Origin of the sequence: Nesterenkonia sp. AY15, from assembly GCF_022565855.1 — a bacterium.
Classification (GTDB): domain Bacteria; phylum Actinomycetota; class Actinomycetes; order Actinomycetales; family Micrococcaceae; genus Nesterenkonia.
In genome coordinates this window covers 417,692-444,464 of sequence record NZ_JAJOYV010000001.1, presented here as the reverse complement: position 1 = coordinate 444,464, position 26,773 = coordinate 417,692, and the positions used below count along the sequence as shown (strand labels likewise).

Annotated in this window: 22 protein-coding genes; 11 read left to right on the top strand and 11 right to left on the bottom strand. The window is 68.9% G+C overall.

The features are described from left to right. Positions 1-52: 52 nt before the first annotated feature. Complete coding sequence (locus LSI54_RS01950; protein WP_241477625.1) at positions 53-2,182, bottom strand: S9 family peptidase; 2,130 nt, start codon at positions 2,180-2,182, stop codon at positions 53-55. 128 nt (positions 2,183-2,310) lie between these two features. Here LSI54_RS01950 and LSI54_RS01945 point away from each other — a divergent pair, with 128 nt between their 5' ends. Next, positions 2,311-2,919, top strand: a complete 609-nt coding sequence (locus LSI54_RS01945; protein WP_241477789.1) for a DNA-3-methyladenine glycosylase I — start codon at positions 2,311-2,313, stop codon at positions 2,917-2,919. Between the two features lie 41 nt (positions 2,920-2,960). Here the strand turns inward: LSI54_RS01945 and LSI54_RS01940 are convergent, their stop codons facing one another. From LSI54_RS01940 to infC, 5 genes are all read right to left on the bottom strand, one after another. Then, complete coding sequence (locus tag LSI54_RS01940) at positions 2,961-3,266, bottom strand: RNHCP domain-containing protein (protein ID WP_241463987.1); 306 nt, start codon at positions 3,264-3,266, stop codon at positions 2,961-2,963. Further along, complete coding sequence (locus tag LSI54_RS01935) at positions 3,263-4,234, bottom strand: TrmH family RNA methyltransferase (protein ID WP_241463985.1); 972 nt, start codon at positions 4,232-4,234, stop codon at positions 3,263-3,265. The genes LSI54_RS01940 and LSI54_RS01935 overlap by 4 nt, the downstream gene beginning before the upstream one ends. Positions 4,235-4,400: 166 nt before the next feature. Next, entirely contained in the window at positions 4,401-4,781 is a 381-nt protein-coding gene (gene rplT / locus LSI54_RS01930) for a 50S ribosomal protein L20 (protein WP_058888465.1), read from the bottom strand. Positions 4,782-4,830: 49 nt separating this feature from the next. Then, entirely contained in the window at positions 4,831-5,025 is a 195-nt protein-coding gene (gene rpmI / locus LSI54_RS01925; protein WP_241463983.1) for a 50S ribosomal protein L35, read from the bottom strand. Between the two features lie 257 nt (positions 5,026-5,282). Then, entirely contained in the window at positions 5,283-6,053 is a 771-nt protein-coding gene (gene infC, locus LSI54_RS01920) for a translation initiation factor IF-3 (protein ID WP_241464433.1), read from the bottom strand. Positions 6,054-6,128: 75 nt separating this feature from the next. Between infC and LSI54_RS01915 the strand changes: the two genes are divergently transcribed. From LSI54_RS01915 to LSI54_RS01880, 8 genes are all read left to right on the top strand, one after another. Then, entirely contained in the window at positions 6,129-6,509 is a 381-nt protein-coding gene (locus tag LSI54_RS01915; protein ID WP_241463981.1) for a DUF1844 domain-containing protein, read from the top strand. A gap of 102 nt (positions 6,510-6,611) precedes the next feature. Beyond that, positions 6,612-7,952, top strand: coding sequence for a glycosyltransferase family protein (locus LSI54_RS01910; RefSeq protein ID WP_241477624.1), 1,341 nt, complete (start codon positions 6,612-6,614; stop codon positions 7,950-7,952). Further along, the gene (locus LSI54_RS01905) at positions 7,942-9,300 is read left to right on the top strand and encodes a glycosyltransferase family 4 protein (protein WP_241463978.1); all 1,359 of its coding nucleotides are present in this window, start codon (positions 7,942-7,944) and stop codon (positions 9,298-9,300) included. The genes LSI54_RS01910 and LSI54_RS01905 overlap by 11 nt, the downstream gene beginning before the upstream one ends. Then, a complete protein-coding gene (locus LSI54_RS01900) occupies positions 9,297-10,568 on the top strand; it encodes a glycosyltransferase family 4 protein (RefSeq protein ID WP_241463976.1) in 1,272 nt (423 codons plus the stop codon). The genes LSI54_RS01905 and LSI54_RS01900 overlap by 4 nt, the downstream gene beginning before the upstream one ends. After that, positions 10,565-12,502, top strand: a complete 1,938-nt coding sequence (locus LSI54_RS01895) for an ABC transporter ATP-binding protein (RefSeq protein ID WP_241470116.1) — start codon at positions 10,565-10,567, stop codon at positions 12,500-12,502. The genes LSI54_RS01900 and LSI54_RS01895 overlap by 4 nt, the downstream gene beginning before the upstream one ends. Next, positions 12,499-13,683 (top strand): phosphotransferase family protein, encoded by a 1,185-nt coding sequence (locus LSI54_RS01890; protein ID WP_241463972.1) that lies wholly within the window; start codon positions 12,499-12,501, stop codon positions 13,681-13,683. The genes LSI54_RS01895 and LSI54_RS01890 overlap by 4 nt, the downstream gene beginning before the upstream one ends. Further along, entirely contained in the window at positions 13,680-14,738 is a 1,059-nt protein-coding gene (locus tag LSI54_RS01885; RefSeq protein ID WP_241463971.1) for a phosphotransferase family protein, read from the top strand. The genes LSI54_RS01890 and LSI54_RS01885 overlap by 4 nt, the downstream gene beginning before the upstream one ends. A gap of 141 nt (positions 14,739-14,879) precedes the next feature. Further along, positions 14,880-15,350, top strand: coding sequence for a hypothetical protein (locus LSI54_RS01880; RefSeq protein WP_241463970.1), 471 nt, complete (start codon positions 14,880-14,882; stop codon positions 15,348-15,350). Between the two features lie 35 nt (positions 15,351-15,385). Here LSI54_RS01880 and LSI54_RS01875 read toward each other — a convergent pair whose 3' ends face one another. Then, positions 15,386-16,045 carry a response regulator transcription factor gene (locus LSI54_RS01875; protein ID WP_241463968.1) on the bottom strand — a complete coding sequence of 220 codons (660 nt, stop codon included), beginning with the start codon at positions 16,043-16,045 and terminating at the stop codon, positions 15,386-15,388. Further along, positions 16,042-17,688, bottom strand: a complete 1,647-nt coding sequence (locus LSI54_RS01870; RefSeq protein WP_241463966.1) for a sensor histidine kinase — start codon at positions 17,686-17,688, stop codon at positions 16,042-16,044. The genes LSI54_RS01875 and LSI54_RS01870 overlap by 4 nt, the downstream gene beginning before the upstream one ends. Positions 17,689-17,772: 84 nt before the next feature. Here LSI54_RS01870 and LSI54_RS01865 point away from each other — a divergent pair, with 84 nt between their 5' ends. Beyond that, positions 17,773-19,092: a phosphotransferase gene (locus LSI54_RS01865; RefSeq protein ID WP_241470118.1), complete on the top strand. Its 1,320-nt coding sequence runs from the start codon at positions 17,773-17,775 to the stop codon at positions 19,090-19,092. On the opposite strand, the gene LSI54_RS01860 is transcribed toward LSI54_RS01865, so the two are convergent. Further along, the gene (locus LSI54_RS01860) at positions 19,067-19,519 is read right to left on the bottom strand and encodes a hypothetical protein (RefSeq protein ID WP_241463963.1); all 453 of its coding nucleotides are present in this window, start codon (positions 19,517-19,519) and stop codon (positions 19,067-19,069) included. The two genes, LSI54_RS01865 and LSI54_RS01860, sit on opposite strands and share 26 nt — an antisense overlap. A gap of 420 nt (positions 19,520-19,939) precedes the next feature. On the opposite strand from LSI54_RS01860, the gene LSI54_RS01855 reads away from it, so the two are divergent. After that, complete coding sequence (locus tag LSI54_RS01855; RefSeq protein ID WP_036474112.1) at positions 19,940-20,188, top strand: WhiB family transcriptional regulator; 249 nt, start codon at positions 19,940-19,942, stop codon at positions 20,186-20,188. Between the two features lie 3 nt (positions 20,189-20,191). Here LSI54_RS01855 and LSI54_RS01850 read toward each other — a convergent pair whose 3' ends face one another. Together LSI54_RS01850 and LSI54_RS01845 are read right to left on the bottom strand one after the other, a co-directional pair. Beyond that, positions 20,192-21,850: a sensor histidine kinase gene (locus LSI54_RS01850; RefSeq protein WP_241477623.1), complete on the bottom strand. Its 1,659-nt coding sequence runs from the start codon at positions 21,848-21,850 to the stop codon at positions 20,192-20,194. A 51-nt stretch (positions 21,851-21,901) separates the two neighbouring features. Continuing rightward, positions 21,902-26,734, bottom strand: a complete 4,833-nt coding sequence (locus tag LSI54_RS01845; RefSeq protein WP_241463959.1) for an NAD-glutamate dehydrogenase — start codon at positions 26,732-26,734, stop codon at positions 21,902-21,904. Positions 26,735-26,773 lie beyond the last annotated feature (39 nt).

Here is a 26,773-nt window from a genome sequence, read left to right as displayed (position 1 = left end):
CAGCACCTCCCTCCCAAGGCGCATCGCTGTGCGACGGATTCCCCGACAGCCCTCAGGAAGCGACGGATGCGGCTGCGCGTCCCGCGGGAGACCCCAGATGCCCGCGGACGGGCTGCTGGTCCGCGGCCGGCGCGGTGAGTCCCAGCTCCTCCGGCAGCGCGGCCGCCTCGCCCAGCAGATGCTCGGCGAGGAAGCCCGAGACCACCTGGTACCAGATCTTCGCGTGCGCAGGGCTGAGCACCCAGTGGTTCTCGTCGGGGAAGTAGAGGAACCGGTGTGCGCTGTGTCCGTCCTCATCCGCCGGCAGCCCCGATTTCGCGAGCAGCTCGTACCAGAGCCGCAGCCCCTCCCCGATCGGCACCCGGTAGTCCTTGTCGCCATGGATGACCAGCATCGGGGTCACGATCTTCTCCACATGCAGATGCGGTGAGTGCTCCGCGGCCATCCGCTCATCGAGCTCGTTGCGCCAGTACGAGGCCAAGTCCGTGGTGGGGCCGAACTGATCCAGCGCCCACAGCGAGGCATGGGTGACGATCGCGGAGAATCGGTCGGTCTGCCCGGCGATCCAGTTCGCCATGTACCCGCCGAAGGAGCCGCCCATCGCGGCGGTGCGCGTCGGGTCGATGTCCTTCCGCGCCTCGGTGGCGTCGGTGATCGCCATCAGATCGGTGAAGGGATGTCCTCCCCAGGAGTTCCAGCCGCGCTGGATGAAGTTCTGCCCATAACCGGTGGACAGCGCCGGGTCGGGCAGCAGCACCGCGTAGCCCTGCTCCACCATCAGCCAGGGGTTCCACCGCCAGGTCCAGGCGTTCCAGGAGTTCAGCGGCCCGCCGTGGATCCAGAGCAGCAGCGGTGCCGGCTGCTCCGTCGAGGCGGAGGCGGGAAGCGCAAGCCAGGCCCGCACCGGCGCACCGTCGGCCCCGGTGGTGGTGACCTCGGTCAGCGTGCCGGGCAGCTCCGGACGCACATGGGGATTCTGCAGCCGCGCGGCCTCCCCCGTGCTCAGGTCGATCGAGACCACCTCCTCGGGGAAGGCGTAGCTGGAGCGCATCCCGTAGGCGGTGTGACCGTCAGGGGCCACGACGACGGCGGAGTAGGTGGCGTCCTCGGTGGTGACCTGCTCCACCGCACCGCTGGTGGCGTCCACGCGGAAGACCGGACCGCGTCCGCCCTGGTCGGCCAGCGCGAGCAGTCCTGAGCCGTCCGGCAGCCAGGCCGCGGGGGTGAGCCACAGGTCAGCGTCCTCGGCGAGCCGGGTCAGCGCGCCGGTGTGCAGGTCCAGAAGGTGCAGCTGCGGCTGCGGGGCTCGCTGCGGCGTCGGCTGGGCAGAGCGCACGACGGCGGCGCTAAGCCCATCGGGGCTGATCCCCCCGGCGCTGAAGGTGTACCCGGGTTCGTCCGCGATGATCCGACGCTCACCGGTGGCGGTGTCCACCACCGCCAGAGCGGTGCGCTGACCGGCCCGGACTTCGGGCACGACGACGCTGATCAGCGCGACGGTGCCATCCGGGCTGACCTCCACGTCTCCGCCGAAGCGAGCTCCGAGACCCTCGGTGAGGTGGCGAAGGCTCGCCTGCTCGGAATCCGTGGGGAGGGCCGCGGCGTCGGCCGTGGACTCCAGGGCGAACAGGCTCGGGCGGGCCGGTCCGAGATCGTGGTCCCAGAAGCGGATCGGGTATCCGGTGTGCAGGATCGCCTTGACCGAGGCCTCCTCGCGCTGCCGGTGCAGCTGCTCGTGCGCCTCCTCGGAGCCGGCCCCGGGGAGCAGCGGCGCGGTGAGCAGGATGGTGGACCCCTGCTGGGCGCAGTGCGGCTGACTCACGCCACCGGCGCGTCGACTGACCAGCACCGATTCACCTCCGTCCGCGGGGAGCCTGTACAGGGCGGAGCTCTTCTCCTCGGGCTTCTCCCCCGGGCGGTCCGAGGTGAAGTAGAGATCACCTGTGGCAGAGAACCCCGGAGCACCCTCGCCCTTGGGGCTGCGGGTGAGCCGGCGGGCGGGACGGGCGCCGCTGGGGTCGATCTCCCAGAGCGCACCGGTGTAGCCATCACCTGCGGTGTTGACCGTGGAGACGGTGGTGACCAGCCGGGACCCGTCGGGGCTCAGCGTGAGACCGCCGAGGCGGGGATGGGTGACGAAGTGGTCCAGGTCGGAGAAGATGCTCGAGCTGTGCTGTGTCATGGTGCTGTTCTACCAGCGACCGCCAGCATATGGTTGCATTGTACAACTACCGGCGTGGTGGACAGCGCTACCCTGGTGCTGTGACTTCTGACGCGACCCCCGAGACGACTCCTGCGACGACCTCTGCGATGACCTCCGGACCCGCGATCGGCCCCGACGGTCTGCCCCGCACACCCTGGGCGCTCGGCAGCGCGATGATGCTGCGCTACTACGACACCGAATGGGGGATGCCGATCCGTGCCGAGCACGGCCTCTTCGAACGGCTGAGCCTGGAGGGGTTTCAGGCCGGCCTCTCCTGGTCCACCATCCTGGTCAAGCGGGAGAACTTCCGTGCCGCCTTCGCCGGGTTCGATCCCGAGGTGGTCGCGGACTACGCCGAGGAGGAGATCCTGCGGCTACTCGACGACGCCGGGATCATCCGTCACCGCGGGAAGATCACCGCGACCATCGGCAATGCCCGGGCCACCCTGGCGCTGCGTGACCGCGGTGGCCTGTCCGCGCTGATCTGGTCCTACAAGCCCGAGCAGACCCCCGTGCCGCAGACGATGGAGCAGGTGCCCACCCGGTCAGCGGAGTCAGAAGCCCTGGCCAGGCGGCTCAAGGCGGAAGGGTTCCGGTTCGTCGGTCCCACCACCGCGTTCGCCCTGATGGAGGCCATCGGGATGGTGGACACCCACCTGGTGGGCTCGCACCGCCGGGGCGCCTCAGGGATCGCCTTCACCAACCAGCCCGGCTGAACCGGACGGCGCCGACCCAAGAGGGATGATGCAGCACTGAGTCAATGCGGGCGCTGGAGCTCGATGACCCGGTCCATGTCATCATCCGGTGCGAGCCGGTTCCGATCCACCTGTCCGCACCGGGTGCAGCGGTGGAGCAGCAGAAAGCCCTTCTTGCCGGTGTGGTCCACCCCGATGGGTTCCATCGCCGCCCCACAGTCGGCGGCGCGATCGCCCGGGGTGATGTCCACATGCCGGGAGTACAGGCAGCGCGGGCAGTGGTTCCGGTAGCTGCCGCCGAGCTGTCTGGGAATCGGCTGCCCGCAGTGGATGCAGTCGAAGCCGGTGTTCTCGGCCTCCCTGCTCATGCCGTGGGCGCGCTCTCTCCGGCGTCGGAAGTGGCCTCGGCCGAGAGCGCGTGCTGAGCCATCGCGGTGGAGTACATGCAGACCGTGGCCGCGGTGGCCACGTTCAATGATTCGGCAGCTCCGAAGAGCGGGATCGCCACGCGGTGATCGGCGAGCTCGCGCTCAGCGTGGGTCAGTCCGTGGGCCTCGTGGCCGAACAGCCACAGGGTGGGGGCCGCGGGGTTGGCCAGCTCGGCGAGCTGGGTCTCACCCCGGCCATCGGCGGCGAGCACCTGGAAGCCCTTGGCGCGGGCCGCCTCGGTCAGGTCGGCCGGTTCGACCCCGGTGAAGATCGGCACGTGGAAGTGTGAGCCCGCGGCGGAGCGGACGACCTTGGGGCTCCACGGATCCACGGTCCCCGCCGAGAGCACGACGGCGCCGGCGCCGGCGGCATCCGCGGTGCGGATGATCGTGCCGGCGTTGCCCGGGTCCTGCAGCCGAAGCATGGCCGCGACCTGCCCGGCACCCTGGGCGATCTGCTCGAGCTGGGCGTCCAGAGCTTCTCGCCGGGTGGAGACAGCGGGGATGCGGCAGACCGCAAGCATGCCCTGGGAGGTCTCGGCGTCGCCCATTGCGCGCAGCGCCTCCGGAGTGGCTTCGCGCAGAAAGACCCGGGCGTTCGAGGGCAGCTGAGTCTCGGGGTTGAAGAGCACCCCGCGCATCCGGTCCAGCAGCGCGAGCACATCGGGGTGGCGCTCCAGGGCTGCGGGATCGAAGAAGAGAGCGTCCAGTTCGGGGAAGGGCTGCGGGCCCTGTTCCTGCTCCCACTGGCGCAGCCAGATCGTCAGCGCCTCGCGGACCGGCTGGGGCCCCTCGGCCAGGAAGAGTCCCTGCTTGTGGCGCGCGGACCGCCCGGCAAGAGCCGCCACGCGGCGGACGCGGTCAGACTTCGGGTTGTCGACGAGCTCGGGGTCGGTGTGCTGGGACATGATTCTCTCTTCTCCTGCTGAATGGACTGCTCATGCATCTCGGGGTGCTCATAGGTTCAGCACGGTGGAGCAGGTGCTGCGTGAATGGTGCTTCGCCAGCGGTGCTGGCACAAAGAAGGCGCCGCCCCCGGTGAGGAGACGGCGCCTTCTGTCACACTGCGTCGAGTCAGACTCGAGCGGCGTTGACGTCCTGCGGGAGCGCCTTGCGGGCGGTCTCGACCAGAACGCCGAATGAGTTGGCGTCGTAGACGGCCAGCTCAGCAAGCATGCGACGATCAACCTCGACTCCAGCGGCCTTCAGGCCCTGGATGAAGCGGTTGTAGGTCATCCCGTGCGAGCGGGCAGCGGCATTGATGCGCTGGATCCACAGGCGGCGGAAGTCACCCTTGCGCTTCTTGCGGTGCTGGTAGTTGTAGACGTACGAGTGCAGCAGCTGCTCTTTTGCCTTGCGGTAGAGGCGTGAGCGCTGTCCGCGGTAGCCGGAGGCCCTGTCTAGGACCTTGCGGCGCTTCTTATGGCCATTGACGGCCCTCTTTACACGTGCCACGTGATATCTCCTTGAGTCTTAAAGTCTTCGGTGATGAAAGTGCTGAGGCTCAGATGCCCAGCATCCGCTTGATGCGCTTCTCGTCAGCCTTGGTGACCAGTTGGTCCCCGGCCAGGCGGCGCTTCAGGCGTGAAGACTTGTGCTCCAGGTAGTGGCGACGGTTGGCCTGCTGGCGCTTGAGCTTGCCAGAACCGGTCAGCTTGAACCGCTTCTTGGCCCCGCTGTGGGTCTTCATCTTCGGCATGGTGCCGTTCTCCTTATGTCGTTCGGACCTGCAACGCCTGTGCTCTCCAGCGACGAGCCGAAGCTCATCTGCTGACGCGGCGGCGCAGAGGTGGGTCATCGACGCGCGGCCGAGGCTGCTCTCGCAGCGACGGAGATCCACGCATCAGACCCCTTTTGGGTGGTGGCGACAGCACCTTGCAGCGCTGTCACACAAACCAGCGCACCAGTCTACGTCATGAGAATGGTGCGCGGGTTCACCGTGAGGAGAGAAGGCCTCTAGAGGTTCTTCAGCTCATCCGGCAGATAATCGGCCATGGAGTTCGAGAGCGGGGTCGCGTCCTTCTTCTCCGTGGGCAGGCGCTCCGCGTTCTTCCGCGAGCGGCGCTCGTTCTTCACCTTGGGAGCCTCGGCCTCGGCGTCAGCCTCGGTCGGCTCCTCCTTCTTGGCCTGGTTCTTCGCCATCGCCTTGGCCTCGGCCTTGGTCTTGAGCGGACCGACGACCATCACCATGTGGCGGCCGTCCTGGCGCGGGGAGGATTCCACGGCGCCGAGGTCGGCGACGTCCTGGGAGAAGCGCTGCAGGAGCCGAACACCCATCTCGGGGCGCTGCTGCTCACGACCGCGGAACTGGATCATGGCCTTGACCTTGTCGCCGGCATCGAGGAAGCGACGGGCGTGACCGACCTTGGTGTTGTAGTCGTGGTCATCGATCTTCAGCCGGAAACGGACCTCCTTGAGCACCGTGGTGCTCTGGTTCTTCCGTGATTCACGAGCCTTGACCGCTGCCTCGTATTTGTACTTGCCGAAATCCATCAGCTTGCAGACGGGAGGTTTGGCCTGGGGCGCAACCTCTACCAGATCCAGATCGGACTCAGTGGCGAGACGCAGGGCGTCTTCAATGCGCACGACGCCCACCTGCTCCCCCTGGGGGCCGACAAGGCGGACTTCTGGTACGCGGATGCGTTCGTTGATGCGTGGTTCGCTGATCTGTCTAGCTCCTGTTGTGAGGAATTCGGTGAATGGGGAGTCACCGGCCAGTGCGCCCAATGAGCTCAACTGGGAGGTGATCGCCGTGTTGAGTGCGTTTAGCGCGGCCGATGAGACTGTGACAAGCTTACCAGCATGCAGAGTGAGCAGAATAACCACGCCGAGAATCCCGATCTCGCCCAGGCGGTCAACCAGCGGTCCCGCGACATCTCCGAGGTGCCCGCGGTGGAGCTGATCAACACCGTCGCCGTGCACCTGATGAGTGCCGCCGCGGTCAAGACCGGCCTCGCCGATGACCCCAAGGCGGAGGAGCTCAAGGACCTCGATGAGGCCCGCAAGCTGATCACCGCCCTTGCAGGTCTGATCACCGCCGCCGCCCCCGAGGTCGGCTCGACCCACGCCGCGCCGCTGCGCGACGGGCTGCGCTCGCTCCAGCTCGCCTTCCGCGAAGAGTCCACCGTCCCGGATGCACCCGGGAAGGGTCCCGGCGAGAAGTGGACCGGCCCGGTCAACTGACCCTTTCATGAGAACCAGATGAGATCAGGATGAGAGAACTCGGAAGAGACTCTCATCCTGGTCTCATCGTTGCTTCACCTGCGGTGACCAGAGTGGTCTTCCATGAGCATCACCGCAGTCCTCTATTCACACGACTCAGTCGGACTGGGCCACGCCCGCCGCAACCGGGCCCTCGCCCACGCCCTCGCCGCAGACCTCCCGCGGCTGACCGATCAGCCGGTGCGCGGACTGCTGATCGCAGGGCATCCGGACGCGACCGCAGACTCGCTGCCCCAGGGCTGGGACTGGCTGGTCCTCCCCGGGTTCACCCGCACCGCTGAGGGCTACGCCTCCAGGAACCTCGATGTGAGCAATGAGCGGCTCTCCTCGCTGCGCCGCTCCACCGCTGCCGCCGCCATCAAGGCCTTGTCCCCCGATCTGTTCATCGCAGATCGGCACCCGTTCGGGGTCGACGGGGAGCTGCTGGACTCGCTGGCCTGGCTGCGTGCCCAGGGCACCCGCTGCGTGCTCGGCATGCGCGAAGTGCTGGACTCCCCCGCTGCCGCTCGCACCGAATGGGCCCGGATCGGCGGAGCATCTGCCGCCGCGAAGTTCTATCACGCGGTCTGGGTCTACGGGGATCCCCTGATCTACAACCCGATCACCAGCGGTGAGATCCCTCAGCCGCTGGCAACCCGGACCCGGTTCACCGGCTACCTCAGCCACGGGCGCCCCACCGACGAGCTCTCCGACTCCAGCGTCCGTGCTCGTGAGCCCTATGTGCTCTCCATGGTCGGCGGAGGCTCCGACGGCGGTCGGCTTGCCCTGGCGGCCGCGCAGGCTCGGGTCCCGGCCGGGCATCGACACATCATCCTCACCGGACCACAGATGCCCCTGGGTGACCACACCAGCGTGGAGCGCGCCGTCGCTGCCTCCCCAGACTCCGCCAACATCCAGGTCACCCGGCTGGCACCGCATGTCCCTGCGCTGGTGCGCGAGGCCGCCGCCGTCGTCTCCATGGCGGGGTACAACTCCACGGCCGAGATCATGGCCACCACCACCCCAGCGCTGCTGGTGCCTCGGGCCACCCATCGGGCGGAGCAGCCTCGCCGAGCTCGGGCGCTGGCCGCCGTGGGCGCCGTCGACATCCTGGCCGCCGGGGAGCTCAGCGCAGCGGCGCTGAGCCGGTGGCTCGGCGACGCGGTGACCCGGCGCAGCGACCGCGGCGCGGTGGACCTTGACGGGCTGACCCGGATCGGAGCGCTGGCGGTCGCGGAGCTGGCGCTCGGACCCGCGGCGGTGCGACGCGCGGCTGCCGATCACACCCAGCAGCCCGCACCCGTGACTTCTCCCGCGAGCGCTGCAGCCGCTGCTCGTGCCCACGCGCCGTCCCCGGCGCCCTGCGCCGCCACACCCCTGACTCCCCAAACTGCCGAAGCGAGGTCCGATTCTCATGTCCGTTGAGCACACCGTCGAGACAACCCCCGCACCGACCCATGACCCGTGCAACGGCACGCCCGCGGTCCCGCGCGATCACGTGGTCGGGTATGTGCTGAAGATGTATCCGCGCTTCTCGGAGACCTTCATCGTCTCGGAGATCCTGGCCAGGGAAGCCGCCGGTGAGCAGATCGTGATCTTCTCGCTGCGGCCGAGCACCGACGCCCGCTTCCATCCGGAGCTGGCCCGGGTCAAGGCTCCGGTGATCCAAGTGCCGCGCAGCTCCACCTCCTCGAAGCTGTGGGCCCAGCTGGCCCTGGCCGCTGCGTCCCCCGCCTTGGCCCCCGGGCTGCAGCGCAGCCTTCCGGAGCTGCTGGCGGCCGGACACGACGACGCACAGCAGGCCGTCGGTCTGGCCCATGCCGCCCACCAGGCGGGAGTCACCCACCTCCACGCGCACTTCGCCTCGATCGCCACGACGGTGGCGCGGCTGGCCGGCCGGATCAGTGGTCTGCCGTATTCGTTCACCGCCCATGCCAAGGACATCTTCCATGAGGACGTGGACCAGCATGAGCTCCAGGCGAAGCTGGCGGAGGCTCATCACGCGATCACGATCTCCGGCTACAACCTCGACGACTTGCGCACCCGATTCCCTGCGGCGGCCCAGCGGCTGCATCTGGTGCGCAACGGCCTGGAGCTCTCTCGCTTCCCCTTCACACCGAATCTCGGAACTCAGCCTGCCCCAGACCCCAGCCTCGAGAGCCCACCGCGTCCTGCCCGACTGCTGGGCATCGGCCGGCTGGTCGAGAAGAAGGGGTTTCATCTGCTCATCGAGGCGGTGGCCAGGCTGCGCGACGAGGGCCTGGACGTGCAGGCCGACATCGCGGGGGACGGGCCCCTGGCGAATCATCTGCAGCAACAGATCGACGACGCCGGGCTGAGATCCTCGGTGCGCCTGCTGGGGCCCTGCACCCAGCAGGAGGTGGCTGAGCTGCTGGGCTCTCATGACGTCTTCGTGGCCCCGTTCGTCATCGGGGCCGATGGGAACGCCGACGGCCTGCCCACCGTGCTGCTCGAAGCCATGGCGCGCGGCATCCGCTGCGTGGCCGCCGAGGTGACAGCCGTGGGCGAGGTGGTCCGCCCCGGTGAGACCGGGTGGCTGGTCCCCGCCGGGGATGTCACGGCCCTCACCGCCGCGGTGGCCGAGGCGATCACGACCGACCCGGGGCATCTGCGCATGCTCGAGGCCGGGCGCACCCTGATCGAGCAGAACTTCGACTCCGCCGCTCAGTCACGCCGGCTGCAGGCCCTGGTCAGCGATCCCGCGTCCCCTGCGGCGCAGAACCGGCTCGCCGCAGTGCAGGAGCCGGTATGAGGATCGGCTACCTGCTCGCTGACCCCGGCATCGGTCTCTTCGGCTCCAAGGGCGCGAGCGTGCACGCCCAGGAGATGATCCGCGCGTTCAGGACACTGGGTCACGAGGTCACCGTCTTCTGCACCAAGCGCGGCGATAAGCACGATGACCCCACCACCGTTTCGGTCCCCGCGGATCTCGCGGACCTGCCGGTCTTCGTGGTCCCGATCTCCGGGAGCGAGGGTGCTGCCGCCCGGGAGGTCGCCGTCGGCCGCAACGCCGCCAGAATGGCCGACCTCGCTGTCGAGGGCGACTTCGATCTGCTCTACGAGCGGTACTCCCTGTTCTCAACCGCCGGCGTCGAGGCCCGAGGGCGCAGCACGGCCCGGCTGGTGGTCGAGGTCAATGCTCCATTGCTCACCGAGCAGCAGCGGCACCGCAGCCTCCACGATGTGGCATCCGCAGAACGGTCCACCCGGGAGACCTTCGCCCAGGCTGACCTGCTCTCCTGCGTCTCCGCGCCGGTGGCGGACTGGGCGCGGGGGATGCTCTCCGCGGAGCCCCACGAAGGGGCCCCGCCGGTGCGGGTGACCCCGAATGGAGTGGATCCGGCACGGTTCTCCGCACGGCGCCCTGACCTGCGACGCACAGATGCAGGGACGACTCAGCAGGACACCGTGACCATCGGGTTCCTCGGCACCCTGAAACCCTGGCACGGCACCGACCTGCTGCTGCGCGCGTTCGCCCAGGTCCTGGAGCGCAGACGTTCCCAGGCTCTCGGCGCGGATGCGCCCCAGCCGGATCTGCGGCTGCAGATCATCGGCGGCGGACCCGAACGAGAGCGCCTGGAGTCCCTCTGCGCCGAGCTGGGCATCGGCGAGCGCGTGGAGTTCAGCGGATCGGTGGCCCCGGCACGGGTGCCGCGGCTGCTGTCCGGCCTGGACATCGCGACCGCTCCATACCCCGCCACCAGCACGCGGGACGAGCACTACTTCTCCCCGTTGAAGGTCTACGAGTACCTGGCCGCCGGGGTGCCGGTGATCGCCTCCGCGCTCGGTGAGCTGACGCGGCTGCTCGAGGGCGGCTCGGCGGGAGCGTGCGGGGAGACGGTTCCGCCCGGTGACCCTGACGGACTCGCGCAGGCGCTGATCCGGTTGGTCGAAGACCCCGCGCGGCGTGCCCGGATGGGGACCGCCGGGCGCAGCCTCGTGGAGGACGAGCACAGCTGGGTGCAGCGCGCACAGGACCTGCTCGCGGAGCTCCCTGCCCTGGAGGTGACCAAGCGATGAGTCGACGATCCGACGCCAGGTCCTCCCGCACGCTGCACCGCCGCGGGGTCATGCGCACCTTGCGCATGGTGCTGCCGCACCTGGGAGAGCACAAGCTCCTGATCGCCCTTGGACTGCTGGCACTGATGGGCGACGTCGCGTTCCGCGTGCTCGAACCGTGGCCGGTGAAGTTCGCCGTGGACGCAGTCTCCGAGGCGCTGGGGGCCCGGGTCGAGGAGACCATCGACTCCAGCCACAACGTGGAGGGGATGATCATCTTCTGGGCGTTCGCGCTGGCGCTGATCGTCGGCGGCCGGGCGATCTGCAACTACGCCTCGACCATCGCCTTCGCCAAGACCGGGGTGAAGGTCGCCGCGAGACTGCGCAGCAGGGTCTTCGACCACATCCAGTCGCTCTCGCTGCGGTATCACTCCAAGGCCTCCATCGGTGACACCTCCCAGCGACTCGTCGGGGACATGGGCCGGCTCCAGGAGGTCGCCGTGACCGCGGGTCTTCCCATGGTGGGAAATCTGCTCACCCTGGTGACCCTGCTGATCGTGGTGCTGATCCTGAACCCGCTGCTCGCGCTGATCGTGATCCTCACCGGCGTCGGATACCTGCTGGCGAGCAGGGTGCTGAGCCCGAAGATCACCTCGGCCTCCCGCTCCACCCGCAAGGGTGAGGGCCAGCTGGTCGGTGATGCCGCCGAGGCGCTGGGCGCCATCCGCGTGGTGCAGTCCTACGGCCTGGAGAAGACGGTGGCCTCCGGCTTCGCCGCCGGCAACGCCAAGGCGCTCAAGGCCGGTATCCGGGCACGGAAGCTCGCCGCCCGGCTGGAGCGCTCCACCGATCTGCTGGTCGGCATCGCGACCGCTGTGGTGCTGGGCTTCGGCGGTTGGCAGGTGCTCCAGGGGTTCATGACCCCCGGGGACATGGTGCTGTTCCTGCTCTACCTCAAGATCGCGATGAAGCCGCTGCGCGATATGGCGAAGTACACCGGCAGGATCGCCCGCGCCACAGCCTCCGGTGAGCGCATCGCGGATCTCCTCGACGAAGAGATCGAGATCCAGGACCCCGAGGATCCGCTGCCGCTGGGACGCGCCTCTGGAGAGCTGACCTTCTGGAACATCAGCGCGAACGACCATCGCGGCACGCCGTTGTTCGAGACGCTCAACCTGAGCATCCCGGCGGGTCAGCGCGTGGGGCTGCTGGGGCCCTCCGGCGCGGGGAAGTCCACCCTGGCCGGGTTCCTCCTCCGCCTCGCCGATCCGGAGGCCGGCTCGGTGCTGGTGGACGGGTACTCCGCGCGCAACGTCACCCGAGCCGACCTGCGGCGCAACATCGCGATCCTGCTCCAAGAATCGGTGCTCTTCAGCACGTCAGTGCGAGAGAACATCCGCTACGGCCGGCAGGACGCCACCGACGTCGACGTCGAGGAGGCGGCCCGGCGGGCCGGTGCCCATGACTTCATCATGGCGCTGCCCGAGGGGTATGAGACCGAGCTCGGAAACCGCGGGGACACGCTCTCCGGCGGGCAGCGTCAACGCGTGGCGATCGCCCGGGCGCTGGTCCGCGACGCGCCGATCATCCTGCTGGACGAACCCACCACCGGCCTGGATCCCGCCTCACGGGGAGTGGTGGAGAACTCGATCCGCGAACTGACCCGCGGACGCACCACGGTGGCGATCACCCATGACCTCAGCATGATCCAGGATCTGGACCGGGTGCTCTGGCTCGAGGCCGGACGCATCCACGAGGACGGCACCCCCACGGAGCTGCTCGCCGATGCACACTCGCGGCTGGCGCAGTGGGCGGCCACCCAGCGCAGCGCCGCAGACTCCGGGGCCGGGACAGCGGAACAGCTCAATCCACCGGATCCGACCGCGGCTGCGGGTGGGACTGAGTCAGCAGAGCAGACGGTGCCGACGGACAGGACAGCGCAGGTGAGTCGATGAGCCAGCCTCACACAGAATGGACCGCCGCCGATGAGGCTGCCGCTCAGGCGTCGCGCATCCCGGGGGCCCGCACGCTGCTGGACCCCCACGCGCTCTCGGAGCTGCTGGACCAGCCGGCCACCATCACCCGGGTCAGGATCAAGACCGGACATTCGGTGGTCGCCGCCTTCACCACCGACGACGCCGAACCCGGGTGGGCGATGCTCACCGTCCACGAGGACAAGCTCAACAAGGCCCGACAACGGGCAGCCGATGCTGATGGGCTGGCGCGGTTCTGCGTGCACTCGGAGCACCCGCCGCATCTCTTCAGCGGGAGCCTGTGGGCAGACCCCGTGCTGGGCAAGGACCTCACCGAGGCGCGCCAGGCGTTGAACGGTGCGACGGCTGCCGAGGCGCCCTGGAAGATCCTGCGATACAACCCTCGTCGACGGGTCGTGGCCGCGGTGCCGCCCACCGGTCCCGGGCACGGCGAGAAGATCCTGCGGGTCGCCGCCAGGGGCACCGCCCCTGCGTTGTCGACGGCTCAGCGCTGGCGAGAGCTGGGCCTGCCGCTGGTGCGCAGCACCCCGGTGGGCGGGCGCGGCACCGCCACGAGTGCGCCGCTCTGGGGTTGGGCCGACCTGAGCAGCAGCGCGTATGCTCCGGCCGCGACCACGGCGGGGGCGGCTCTGGGCCGGCTGCACCGGCACACCGCCGGATCGCGGCGAGACCGTCTTCCGATCCAGCCGAGCGGTTCTGCGAGCGCCGTCGCCGCCATCGCGCCGTGGCTTGCGGATGCCGCCTGGGGCCTGGCGGACCGGGTTCGCGCCGCAGTCGACGCGCTGCCCCCGGGCCCGGACTCGGAGCTGCACGGGGATCTCTCCCCCGATCAAGTGGTGATGGCCACGCCTGAGAGTCACAAGATCAGACTGATCGACTTCGACCGCTCCGGCGTCGGTGATCCGATGCGCGATGTGGGCAGCTGGGCCGCCTCCTGCCGCCGGCTGCGGCTGGAACCGCTGATCAGCTCTTTCCTGGAGGGCTACTGCGCGGACGAGGCTCCTGACCTGCGGCGGATCGCTGTCTGGGAGGCCTACGCCCAGCTGAGCTCCGTCACAGATCCGTTCCGGCACCGTGAGCCCGAATGGGCTGACCGGATGCAGACCACGCTGAGCCTGGGCGAGGAGGCGCTGAAACGATGACCAGACTCCCGATGACGAACTTCGCGCTGCCCCCCACCGTTCTCACCGACCAGGGCCGGCCGATGCGTGTGACCCGGGCCTGGCCGCGCCCAGAGCAGGCAAGGCTCTCCTTGGAATGCGAGGACGCAGGCCAGCGCCGCGCCGGTATCTGGGACGGTGCCAGCGCAAGCCTGCAGCCGCTGGGCGCCGATGCTCGGCTGGCCGACCTCGAGGAGTTGGCCCGCGGCGGCGTCGTCGTCTCTCACCGACCCGGAAAACGGGCGGTGGTGCGGCGCGAGGACCAGTTCATCAAGGTGGTTCGGCGCGGCCGCACCCGAACCATCCTGGACGGGATCGAGCGGGCGGACGCGTTCACCGAGTACTTCCGCACCCCCGCGGTGCTGGCGCACACCCGGTCCACGGTGACCTTCGGCGCGCTGGAGGGATCCAGCCTGCACGAGCCGAGAAGGCTGGGTCCGCAGCGGTGGGAACGAGCCTGGGCCGAAGTGCTCAGCGCCTGGTCCCGGTCGGTCTCCTCCTCCGCCGCCGAGGCTTCCAGCAACGGGGGTTCCGACCTCCCCGGCATCCCGGAGCACTCGGCGGATCAGGAGATCGTGGTGCTGGCGCACTGGGCCCGGCTCGTCGAACCCTTTGTCCATCCCGCAGACCAGATGTGGCGCAGCGTCGAACGCATCAGCGAAGACCTCGCGCAGCTGCCTCAGGGGCAGCTGCGCCCGGCCCACCGCGACCTGCACGACAAGCAGCTGCTCTGGAGCCCGCAGAACGGACCGGGACTGCTCGATGTGGACACCGCCTGTCTGGCAGATCCGGCCCTGGACCTGGGCAACCTGCGAGCCCATGCTCGACTGCGGATGCTCCAGGGCATCTGGGAGCGGCACGCAGCCAGGACGGTGGTCAGCGCGGTCGACGCGACGGCGGCGCGGCTGAAGGTGCCGGGCAGGTCCTTGGCCGTCTATGAGCGTGCCGCGGTGCTGCGTCTGGGATGCGTCTATGCCGTGCGGCCGGCCTACGTGGAGGTCGCAGCCGCGATGCGGGCCCACGTGGCGCTGCCATAGCGAGCCGCACCCAGTCGCAGCGCTGAGGGAAGATGAGAATCTTCTCATCCTGGTCTCACGCCTCGCTCACCATGCAACACGATCATGGAAGATGAGATGAGGAGCCGCTGGTCGGCGTCGAGCAGAGAGGACCTGCGCATCATGAACAGGCAGACAGGCTGGATCATCACCGGGGCCCTGAGCATCGCGGCGCTCGGCGGCACGGTGGCCGTGGCTGAGCTCAGCGGTCCCGACCAGACACAGGATCTCGGCGACGCCTTGGAGGTGACCGGTGAGAGCGAGTCCGCCTCCTCCACCGATCGGTCTACCGATTCCTCCGCCGGCGAGCCGGCTCGCGCCGGCTCAGCACCCTCCGCCACGTCGCCGACCTCAGCACCCTCGGCGGCATCGGCCGAGGAGTCCGCTTCCCGGAGCCCCGCCGCCGTCACCCCGGCACCGCCTTCGACCTACCAGCAGCCACCGCTGGAATCAGCATCCTCCTGGTCCCCGGTCAGTCCGCTCTCCCCGGAGAGCTGGTCCCCGGTGACCCCGGTCAGCTGGTCCCCGGTCTCGGCCGTCAGCTGGTCAGCCGCGTCAGCGGCCAGCTGGTCCCCACCCTCGGCCCCGAGCTGAGTCAGTCTCTCCCCGCCTCAGTGCGGCCGGCCGCGTCAGACGTCGAGCCGATAGCCGACTCCGCGCACGGTCTGGATCGCCCCGGCACCGATCTTCGCACGCAGGTATCTGACGTAGACGTCCACCAGGTTCGATCCCGGATCGAAGCTGTAGCCCCAGACCCGTTCAAGCAGCTGCTCGCGGGAGAGCACCTGTCCGGGGTGGCGCATGAAGGTCTCGGCCAGGGCGAACTCCCGGGATGAGAGGTCATGCTGCTTCTGCGCCACGGCGATCCGCCGCCCATGCAGATCCAGCACCAGCGCGCCTACGGTCAGCTTGGTCGGCTCCTCCGCCGAGCCTCCGCGCAGCCGCAGCCGGATCCTCGCGAGGAGCTCATCGATGCTGAACGGCTTCGGCATGTAGTCATCGGCCCCTGACTCGAGTCCGGCCACGGTGTCGGCCGGGGTGCTGCGGGCTGTCAGGATGATCACCGGCGCTCCGAAGCCCTGACCGCGCAGTCGTCCCAGCAGGCGCAGCCCATCCTCATCGGGCAGCCCGAGATCGAGGACCGCGAGGTCCACCGAGTTGTTCAGCGCGTATTCGAACCCCTCCGACGCCGAGGCGCCGCGCAGCACGGCGTAGCCGGCCGCGCGCAGTCCCTTCTCGACGAAGGACGCGATCCGGTCCTCATCCTCGATGAGCAGAATCTGGGTCATCCATGGCTCCTTGTATCGATCGGCAGCGGCGCGGTGGCGTCGTCGTCGGGGGTCTGTTCGGCGTCCTGGCTCGGCTCCCGGATGTCAGCGGCGCCGCTGTCGCGCGGGATGACCACGGTGAAGCGTGCGCCGACGCCGGGCGCGGACTGGAGGTCCACGCGCCCACCGTGCGCCTGCGCGATCGCGGCCACGATCGGAAGCCCAAGGCCAGATCCAGGTCTGGAGGTGTCGGTGCGCCCGAAACGGTGGAAGATCCGCTCCTGGTCCTCCGCAGCGATTCCCGGTCCCTGATCGCGGACGAAGATCCGGATCTCTGTGGCGGTGAGCTCCGACCCCAGCGCGATCACCGAGCCGGGAGCGGAGAACTTCACCGCGTTGGCCGCCAGCTGCAGCCAGGCCTGGGTCAGCCGCTCGCGGTCCACCCAGGCGGCGCCCTCGACGCGTGACTCCACGATCCAGCGGTGCCGGCCCAGGGCGAGCGCCTTGTCATAGACCTCGTCGGTCAGCGTCCCGATATCGGTGGGCGCGCGCTGCACGAAGCCCGGGCGACCGGCCTGGGCGAGCGTGGTGAGGTCATCGATCACACGGTTCATCCGGGTCAGCTCGTCCAGGGTCAGCTCGCGGGTGGAGGTCACGTCCTGCCGGTCACCGGCGTCGAGGACCTCCAGGTGTCCACGCACGATGGTCAGCGGGGTGCGCAGCTCATGGCTGACGTCGTGGATGAGCTGGTCCTGGGCCTGGAACGACTCCTCGAGCCGGTCGAGCATCTCATTGACAGATTTGGTCATCTCGGTCAGGTCGTCCCTGCCGGTGACCGGGATCCGTTCGGAGAGGTCTTCGCGGCCGATATGCCGGGCGGCGGAGGCCAGCACTCCCACCGGGTGCAGCAGTCGTCCGGCGATCGCGCCGCCCACGATGGCCACCACGCCCAGGGAGAGCAGCGCCACGGCGGCATAGATGAGAAAGCCCTCGGCGAAGACCCTCTTCTCTGCGGTGATGTCATAGGCCATGACCAACGCGCCCACCTGCGGCTCCTCCGCGGTCTCGGTCGACTCGTCAGCGGCGGGATCTGGTGCGTCGGGGTCCGGGGCGTCTGCTGCGACGTTCCCCTGTACCGGGACGATCGCCGTGCGGTAACTGGTGGTCGCAGTCTCGATGGTGACCACGGTGGCCCGTTCGCTGAGCGCATGGGACTCCAGGGCGCGCAGCAGCTGCTCGTCCTCCTCCAGCCGCACCGGGGTGACCGGCGAGGTGAAGGCCACCTCCCCATCCACCAGTCCCACGATCCCTTCATTGCGGGTCGGGATGATCCGCTCCATCGCGGTGCGCACCAGCTCCGCCGGGGAGCTGAACGGCTCACCGGTGCCGGGGTCCACGCCGACCTCATGCAGGACCCGGAACTGTTCGGCGTCGGCCGCCAGCTCGGCGTCGATGCGCCCTTCAACCTGCGCCTGCTGGATCGCGAACGCGGTGTAGCCCGAGACTGCCAGCGCCAGCGCCGCGAGTCCGACGACCGCGGCGAGGATCCGCGCCCGCACGTTCAGCGGGCCCGATCGCCATCCGCGGGGCACACTGCGCCGTGGGCCCGGGACCTCGGCGGACTCCGGACCTGAGTCAGCATCAGGCTGGCGTGAGTGGCTCATCGTGTTCAGTTTCTCATTCAGATCGCCTTGAAGAGGCCCTTCATCGATGAGAGTTCTTTCATCTGTGTGCGAGAGGATGGCGCCATGGCTGAGCATCAGGTGCGCGGGGATCTGCTGGGCGTGCTGCGCGGGCCCGAGGCCGAGACGCTGCTGCGGCAGTCCCTGGACACCTCCGGCATGGAGATGCGCAGCTGGGAGCTGGAGCAGATCTACGCCCGGCCCGGTGCCGAGATCTCGGCCCGGTACCGAGTCCAGTGTGCCGCTCCCGGCGCCGAGGCCCCGACCGGGCCGACCGCGGCCGCCGAGCGCAGGGAGCTGACCGTGGTGGCCAGCACCGTGGCGCTGACCCCGCAGCAGCGCCGCAGCATGGGCGCAGTCCGGGCCGACTCCCTCCAGGGCACCGTGCACCTGTGGGTGCACCCGGTGGACCCGGAGCTGCCGGGGCTGTTCGTGGTGGAGCACCCCGCCGCCTCCCCCGGGGGTGGTCTGGGCAGCCGCGAGCTTCCGGGCGATGCCGAGCTGGAGTCACGGCTGAGCATGGTTCTCGGAGAACAATGCAGGCTCAAGGGTCTGCAGATGCTGGTGCTTCGTCCCCTGCGCCGGGCCGTCTACCGGGCGTTGGTCTCCTCGGCCCGGGGTCAGCGCGTGGTCTACCTGAAGGTGGTCAGACCCGCGCGGGTGCAGCAGCTGCTCGAACGTCACGGCTGCTCTGTGCTGATCCCGGCCATCGCCGACGCCGGGGACGGCATCCTGGTGATCGACCAGGCGCCCGGGCTGGCTCTGACCCATCACCTCTACCGCCCCACCTCCCAGGCCGACTCCCCGGTCGACATCGTCCTGCCCGACCCGCAGGTGCTGATCAGGGCGCTGGAGACGCTGCGACCAGAGACTCTGAGAATGTCGCCCCGGGTGCCCGCGGCGCAGCGGCTCGACGGTCTCGCGGAGTCTGCCACCGCGGCGGGGGCTGATCCGCACCGGGTGCAGCGGCTGCGCGAGCGCATCGGCTCAGCCCTGCGCGAGACGCCTGGCCCGGTCGTGCCCACGCACGGGGACTTCCACCCGGCCAACCTGTTCCTGGATGAGGCGGCGCAGCACCCGATGGGTCTCATCGATGCGGACACCGTGGGACCGGGCTACCGGGCCGACGACCTCGCCACCATGCTGGGGCACCTGCTGGTGCTGCCGAGCATCGACGCGGAGGGGTACGCCGCAGTGCCGGAGTTCGCGCAGCGCTTCCACTCGCGCTGCCTGATCGACACAGACCGCATGGATCTCGGCGCACGCACAGCGGCGGTGCTGCTCTCCCTGCTGCCGGGGGCGCGCAGCCCTGAGCAGCGCGAGCATCACCTGCACTGCGCGGAGACGCTGCTGCGGCCGCTCAGTCCTGCGGGTCAGCCTCGCTGAGCCAGACCTGCGTGGGACGGATGAAGAGCAGCACCAGCGCCACAGCTGCCGGCGCCAGGACGGCCAGGCCGATGAGGCTGGCGCCTCCGGAGAAGAAGCTGAAGGAGAGCACCACGATCAGCAGCTGGAGCACCATAGCCGGAGTGCGGGCACCCTGGGCACCGAGGAAGATCCTGAAGCCCAGCACCACCATGATCAGCCCGAAGAGCACATAGAGCACCACCAGGGCGATCTGACCGGCGGTGTCCAGCACCTGCGGCGGTGAGGCCACGGCGCCGGCGATGGCGTTGAAGGCCACCGTGAGGCCCTGGACGAAGAGGATCAGGAAGATCACCCACACAGCCAGCGGTCGGGGCCGCGCCTGGACGAAGCGCCGCGGCGGCCGCGGGGCGTTGAAATCCGGCTGGACGGAGTCATCTGAGGCCATATCTCCATTGAACCACCCGCGGACCGCGCGCAGGGCCGCCGCACTCCCGCGCACCGGGCCCTAAAGAGGACCCTCTGACGTGGAGCTTCTCTGCAGCCTGGGAATCCTGTGACAAAGTACACACTGTTTCGGGGTCATTTCAGTAGTGCGAAGTCTTGTTTGCCAGCCGTTAACATGCCAACGTTGATTGCGTACTTATTCGGGATGGCAGAACACCTCACCCGAGGTCTGGAGCCGTACAGCAGTCCAGGCACTGCGGATCATCTGGACCGTGGAACATTCTGTCGCCTGGAAGCGGATGTGACTCCCTGGAGACTCATGCTCGAGCACCTCACCATGAGGCTCGGTCGAGGAATCGCCGCTGAACACCCAATGACCCGAACATCGGCGCCCTCGAGGCGCCCTAGGAGTAGTGATCCCATGGATTGGCGCAGCCGAGCAGCCTGCCTGGACAAGGACCCGGAGCTTTTCTTCCCCGTCGGCAACACCGGACCGGCCCTGCTGCAGATTGAAGAGGCCAAGAGCGTCTGCCGCCGGTGTCCAGTGATGGACACCTGCCTGCAGTGGGCGCTGGAGACCGGTCAGGACTCCGGAGTCTGGGGCGGCATGAGCGAGGACGAGCGCCGGGCGCTCAAGCGCCGGGCCGCACGCGCCCGCCGCGCCTCCTGAGTCTCACCCACCACTCTTCAACGACGCGGCGAGTATCGGCGCACGGAGCTTCACCCGTGTCCCGGTCCTCGCCGTTTCTGTGCCCGCCTGAGGTTCCGAGCCGACGGCGGTGCCGCCCTCGGACGCGTCGCTTGCGGTCTCCCATTCGATGGATCCGGAGAGCTCCCCGCGGACCAGGGTGCGCACGATCTGCAGCCCCAGCCCAGGTTCCCATTGCTGCTCCGGCAGTCCCACACCGTCGTCGGTGAGCTCCAGCTCCAGGCGCTGACGCCCGGCGGCGTCGGCATGGCGCTGCACGCTCATGCTCACGTGCAGCTCCCGGTGCGCCGGATCCGGGCCGAATCCGTGCTCCACCGCGTTGGCGACGATCTCGGTGATCACCAGCGCCAGCGGGGTGACCATATCGGGGGGCAGCTGCCCGAAGCTGCCTTCCAGCGCGGTGATCACCTGCCGGTCTGACTGGGCCATCTCGGCCGCCAGGTGCAGCTGGCGGCGCATCAGCTCATCGACGTCCACCGTCTCTTCCAGGCCCTTCGAGAGCGAGTCATGGACCATCGCGATGGTCTCCACCCGCCTCATGGCCCGGCGCAGACCCTCCCGGCCCTCCTGGGAGTCCATCCGCCTCGACTGCATCCGCAGCAGCGCCGAGACGGTCTGCAGGTTGTTCTTCACCCGATGGTGGATCTCCTTGATCGTGGCGTCCTTGCTCATCAGCTGCTTGTCGCGGCGACGCAGCTCGGTCACGTCGCGGCAGAGCACCAGCGCCGCAAAATGCTCGCCGCCACGAACCTCGCGGGCGCCGTTGCCTGACGAAGCGGCCGACGTCGCGCCGGAGCCGGGCGCCGGGCGGGAGGCCCGGTAGAGCGGGATCGAGCGCAGCGTCACCGCGGCGCCGTGGGCCTCCAGCTCGGCGCGCATCGCACGTCGGCCGGTGAGCATCATCGGCTGGGACTCATCGACCACCACTCCGGTGGCCCGCTGCAGCTCGGACCCGATGCCGGCCAGCGAGCGTCCCTCCAGGGTGTCGGAGACGCCCAGGCGCAGCAGCGCCGAGACCGCATTGGGCGAGGCGAAGGTGATCCGGCCCTCGGCGTCCAGTCGCAGCAGCCCGTCGCCCACCCGCGGGGCGCCGCCGTAGCCGGTGAACTCCTGGCTCGCATCGGGCCAGCGGCCCTCCGCCGCCATGACCAGCAGATCCTCGGCGCAGCGCCGATAGGTCAGCTCCAGCCGGGAGGGGCTGCGCATCGCGGCCACGGCGAAGTGCAGCGTGATCACCCCGACCGTGCGGCCGCGGTGCAGCAGCGGGATGGCCTGGACCCGCATCCGCGCCGGTGATGGCTGGCCCTGATCCGAGGAGTTCGTCTCCACCTGAGAGGTCCAGGCCCGCTCCACCATCGGCTTCAGGTCCGCGCGGATCCGATCCCCGACCACATCGCGGTGGATCAGGGTCTGCGTGGTCGAGGGCCGGGCCTGGGCCAGCGCGATGAAGGAGCGCTCCGCGGCGGAGAGGAACCCCTCCTCGGTGTGCGGGAACCACAGCACCACATCGGAGAACGCCAGATCCGAGATCAGCTGCCAGTCCCCCACCAGCGCGTGCAGCCACTCCACATCATCCTGGGAGAGGTGACGGTGTCCGACGAGCGGATCCTGGAAGACAGCCATATCAGGGCTCCTCGGTGCAGGCGGTGGTGGGAGAGACCAGACGACGACGGCTCACGAGTCGACCAGACCCCGCAGGTGCCGCAGCAGCACGGTCAGCGAGGCGATGTTGTCATCGGCCAGCGCGTCCACCTCGGCCACAAGCTTCTCGGCCCGCGCCAGCTTGGCGCCGTTGTCCTGCTTCCACTCCTCGAGCCGCTGTTCCGGCTCGGCCTCGGCGGAGGTGGCACGCAGCACCGACGAGGCGATGTCCGCCATCGCGCCGTAGAGCTCGTCGCGCTGAGCTCCGCGGGCCAGGGCCTGCCACTTGTCCTGCCGGGGCAGGTTGGTGATCCGGTTCAGCAGCGAATCGGCGCTGAAGTCGGCATAGACCGCGTAGTAGACCCCGGCGACCTCGCGGGAGTCCAGCTCGAGGTCTCGGGCGAGGGTCGCGATGTCCAGCAGCGAGAAGGCCTCGAAGAGCTGGGAGACCCAGGTCGCCAGCTGCTCGGGCATCCCAGCCTCCAGCGCCTCGGCGTGGAGCCGCTCGACCCGTTCACGGTCGTCGCCGCGCAGGTAGCTGGTGAGCTCGCCGTAGAGCGGGGTGATGTGTTCGGAGTAGGTCTTCACGTCCTCGCGGACCGAGGTGCCGCGGCTGACGTGGTTGATGAACCAGCGCACCGCGCGGTCCAACAGCCGGCGCATGTCCCGGTAGGTGTTGGCCCAGGCGTCCCGGTCGAAGCTGACCGGCAGCTCCCGCATGGCTGCGTCGAAGTCCTCCAGCGCGAAGAGCTCACGCACCGCCACGAAGGAGCGCACCACCTGCTCCTCGGCGGCGAAGGTCTCCTCGATGGCACGAAAGACGAACGCGGCTCCGCCGACGTCGATCACATCATTGGCCACCACATTCGCGATGATCTCGCGGTGCAGCGGGTGGCGGACGAGGTGATCGGGGAAGCGCTCGCGCAGCGGGGCCGGGAAGTACTGCTCCAGGGTGACTCCGAACCAGTCGTCATCGGGGACCGAGTTCTCCACCAGAGCGGCCTTGAGCTGGATCTTCGCGTAGGCGGCCAGCACCGAGAGCTCCGGAGAGGTCAGGATCCGCTGTCCCGCCGCGGCGCGCTCGGCGAAGACCTCATCGGTGGGCAGCACCTCGAGCTCCCGGTCCAGGCCCACGGTGTCCTCCAGCCAGCTGATCAGCCGCTGAAAGCTCGGCGACCACTCCCCCACCCGGTGTCGGTCGGTCATCAGCAGCACGTTCTGGTCCCGGTTGGTCTCCAGCACATGGGCGGCCACGTCTTCGGTCATCGAGCTGAGCAGCTCGCTGCGCTCGTCCGCGTCGAGGTGACCCGACGCCACCAGCTGGTCGATCAGGATCTTGATGTTGACCTCATGGTCAGAGCAGTCCACCCCGGCGGAGTTGTCGATGGCGTCGGTGTTCAGCAGCACCCCGTTCTGGGCCGCCTCGATCCGGCCTGCCTGGGTGAACCCCAGGTTGCCGCCCTCGCCGACCACTCGTGCGCGCAGCGACCCGCCGTCGACCCTGATGGCGTTGTTGGCGCGGTCGCCGACCTGATCGTGGGTCTCGGTGGAGGCCTTCACGTAGGTCCCGATCCCGCCGTTGTAGACGAGGTCCACCGGCGCCTTCAGCAGCGCGTTGATCAGCTCCGGGGGCGTGAGCTGCGTCTGCCCCTCGGGCAGGTCGAAGCGGCGGCGCATCGGCTCGGTGACCTCGATGGTCTTCGCGGTCCGCGAGAAGACCCCGCCGCCCGCGGAGATCAGCTCCAGGTTGTACTCCCCCCAGCCGGAACGCTGGGCCGCGAAGAGCCGCTTACGCTCGGCGAAGCTGTCCGCGGCGTCGGGGTCCGGGTCGATGAAGATATGCAGGTGGTTGAACGCCGCGACGAGCCGGATGTGCTCGGAGAGCAGCATCCCGTTGCCGAAGACGTCACCCCCCATATCGCCGATGCCCATGACGGTGAACTCCTCGCGCTGGGTGTCCAGGCCGAGCTCGGAGAAGTGCGACTTCACCGATTCCCAGGCGCCCCGGGCGGTGATGCCCATGGCCTTGTGGTCATAGCCCACCGAACCGCCGGAGGCGAAGGCATCGCCGAGCCAGTGTCCGTACTCCTTGCTGATCGCGTTTGCGGTGTCGGAGAAGGTCGCCGTGCCCTTGTCGGCGGCGACGACGAGGTAGGCGTCGTCCCCGTCATGGCGGATGACCCGCTCGGGGTGGGTGATGACCATCTGCCCGTCGACTTCGCTCTGGTTGTCCGTGATGTCCAACAGGGCGCGGATGAAGATCTTGTAGGCCGCCTGGCCTGCCTCGGCCCACGCCGAACGGTCGACGCTGGGGTCCGGGAGCTGCTTGGGAAAGAAGCCTCCCTTGGCCCCGGAGGGCACGATCACCGCGTTCTTCGCCATCTGCGCCTTCACCAGACCCAGCACCTCGGTGCGGAAGTCCTCCCGCCGGTCGGACCAGCGCAGACCGCCGCGGGCGACCTTGGCGAAGCGCAGGTGCACGCCTTCCACCTGGGGCGAGTAGACCCAGATCTCGTGGGCCGGGCGAGGTGCCGGTGCGGCGTCGATGGTCGCCGGGGTCAGCTTCAGCGAGAGCCAGTCGCGACCCTGGTAGAGGTTGGTGCGCTGGGTGGAGTCGATGAGGTTCAACAGGGCGCTGAGCACCCGGTCCGCGTCCAGCGTGCGGACCTGCTCCAGCGCCTCGACGACCCGCTCGCGCGCCGTCGCGCTCTGGGCCTCCCGGTCGCCTTCGAGATCGGGATCGAACCGGGCCTTGAAGTAGTCCACCAGTGCGGTGGCCATCTCGGGGTTCTGCAGCAGCGAGTCGGCCACGAAGCTGTAGGAGTTGGTGCTGCCGAGCTGGCGGTAGTACTTGGCATAGGCGCGCAGCACGGTGACGCTGCGGATGCTCAGGCCAAGCCGCAGCACCAGCTGGGAGAAGATGTCCGACTCTGCCCGACCCATCAGCACCTGCTGATAGGCCTCCTGCAGCAACCCGATCGTCGCGTCCACGTCGACCGACTCGGGATAGAACAGCCCCAGGTCGTAGAGGTGGAAGGTGGCACCGTCGGGACAGTCGAGCGTATAGGAGCGCTCGTCGAGCACCTCGAGCCCGAAGTCATCGATCACCGGCAGGGTGTCCGTCAGCGTCTTGGGCTCGGTGAGGTAGAGCTTCAGCCGCATGTCTGCCACACCGCTCTCCCCAGAGTGGTAGAAGCTCATCCGCGGCACAGCCTGACCTTCGGCGGCGGCTGACTCCAGGGCCTCGAACTGGGCGGCGTCGGCGAGCGCATCCTCGACCTCGTAGAGCACCCGGTAGTCGTCCGGGAACGCCTCGCCCCACCGTGCGGCGACGGCCTCGGCATGGGAGGAGGAGTATCGGCTCCGAGCCTCGGCGGCGATCCCCTCAGACCAGGAGCGCACCGCCCGAGCCAGCCGCTGCTCCAGCTCCTGCTGGGTGCCGGTGGGCTCAGCGGCGTCGTCGGCCAGGCGAAGCCGGAAGAAGACCCGGGCCAGCACCGAATCGGTGAGCCGGACGTTGAAGTCGATGGACTCCGCGTCGACATGCGCCAGCAGCTCCTGTTCGATGCGGAGGCGCACCGCCGTGTTGTACCGGTCCCTGGGGAGGTAGACCAGAGCCGTCATGAATCGGCCGTAGTGGTCCCGGCGCAGGAAGAGCTTGACCCGGCGACGCTCCTGAAGCTGCATGATCTGCCAGGCGGCCTCCTCGATCTCTTCGATCTCCATCTGCAGCAGCTCATTGCGCGGATAGGTCTCCAGGATCTGCATCAGGTCGTTGCCGGAATGCGAGTCCGGGGCGAAGCCGGAGCGGCGCAGCAGCTGTTCGGCGCGGGAGCGCAGCAGCGGGATGTTCACGATCGATTCGCTGTAGGCGCGCTCGCTGAACAGCCCGATGAACCGGCGCTCGCCCTTGACGGTGCCGTCCGCGTGGAAGGTCTTGACGGCCACGTAGTCCATGTAGGTGCGACGGCGCACGGTGGAGCGCGAGTTGGCCTTGGTGATGACCAGGGCGCGGCGCTGCCCGGCGCGCTGCCGACCGGCGGCGGAGAGTTCGGTGGAGCGCCGGGTGATCGGCTTGCCGTTCTTGTCGGCGAGGATCCCGAGGCCGGTCCCGGTGACCGGATCCAGGTGCACCGACCCGTCGGGATAGTCGGCGAGCTCGTATTCTCGATAGCCCAGGAAGAGGAAGTTCCCGGCGCCCATCCACTCGAGCAGATCGGCCGACTCCTGGGACTCTGGGAGGTCGCTGGCCTCGCGCAGCGAACGACCGGCGGCCTGAGCCTGGGCGACCATCCGGTTCTGATCCCGGTGGCTGGCTTTGACGTCGATCAGGATCTTCTGGAGTCCGGCGACCAGGGTCTCCGCGTCCTCGGCAGAGATCACCCGATCGAGCTCGATGGTGATCCAGGATTCGATCTTGACCAGGTGCTGCTCATCGAACACCGCGGTGAGGTTGGGCAGGGTCTGGGTGTCGCCTGAGGAGACCCCGCGGTGCTCGGACGGCAGGGACTTCACCGAGACCAGCTGGCCGGTGTCGGTGCTGCGGCTGCTCAGCAGGATCGGGTGGACCACCAACGAGATGCCGTGGCCGTGGCGGGTGACCTCTGCGGTGACCGAGTCCACCAGATAGGGCATGTCATCGGTGACGACCTGGACGAGGCTCTTGTCCCCGACGCGGGCCACCTGGACGACCGGGGAGGAGCCGGTCCGGGTCTCGGCGAGGTGCAGGTGTTCGCGCACCCGCTGATGCTGGCGGTCGGCGCTGACCTGGTGGCGATCCTCACTGGCGATGTGGGCGTAATACGCATCGGTCAATGTCTCAAGATCGGCGTCATTGCTGGTCCAAAGAATTGTCTCGGCGGGCATGTGTACTCTCACTCTTTCTGCAGATTTGGAGTACGCGTG